The following is an 876-nucleotide window of genomic DNA, read 5'->3' as shown; positions in this document are numbered from 1 at the left end:
TCTCCAACGGCCACGGCTCCATGTTGATTTACAGCCTCCTGCACCTCACCGGCTATGACCTGCCGATGCGCGAGCTGGAAAACTTCCGTCAGCTGCATTCCAAAACCCCGGGCCACCCGGAGTACGGCTACACCCCGGGCGTTGAAACCACCACCGGCCCGCTGGGCCAGGGCATCGCCAACGCCGTCGGTTTCGCCATCGCCGAACGCACCCTGGCGGCGCAGTTCAACCGCCCTGGCCACGACATCGTCGACCACCACACCTACGCCTTCATGGGCGACGGCTGCATGATGGAAGGCATCTCGCACGAAGTCTGCTCTCTGGCCGGCACCCTCAAGCTCGGCAAGCTGACCGCCTTCTACGATGACAACGGCATTTCCATCGACGGCCACGTCGACGGCTGGTTCACCGACGACACCGCCCTGCGCTTCGAAGCCTACGGCTGGCACGTGGTGCGCAACGTCGACGGCCACAACCCGGACGCTATCAAGGCGGCGATTGAAGAAGCCCGCAAGGTGACCGATAAGCCGTCGTTGCTGATGTGCAAGACCGTTATCGGTTTCGGTTCGCCGAACAAGGCCGGCACCCATGACGTGCACGGCGCCGCGCTGGGCGCCGCCGAAGTGGCCGCCACCCGCGAAGCGCTGGGCTGGAAATACGCCGCCTTTGAAATCCCGCAGGACATCTACGCTCAGTGGGACGCCAAAGAAGCCGGTCAGGCCAAAGAAGCGGCCTGGAACGACAAGTTCGCCGCCTACGCCAGGGCCTTCCCGGAACTGGCCGCCGAGTTCAAGCGCCGCATGAACGGCGAGCTGCCGGCCGACTGGAAAGCCGACGCCAAGGCGTTCGTGGAAAAACTGCAGGCCAACCCGGCCA

Annotated in this window: 1 pseudogene; it reads left to right on the top strand. The window is 64.6% G+C overall.

Annotated elements, in window-relative coordinates:
* A pseudogene (locus tag MMS95_RS24110) lies at positions 1-876 on the top strand (transketolase); the annotation flags it as partial.

Source organism: Serratia sp. PGPR-27 (assembly GCF_022678525.1).
Classification (GTDB): Bacteria; Pseudomonadota; Gammaproteobacteria; order Enterobacterales; family Enterobacteriaceae; genus Serratia; species Serratia nematodiphila.
The sequence above is the reverse complement of the archived record's forward strand: the minus strand, read 5'-3'. Positions and strand labels throughout refer to the sequence as shown.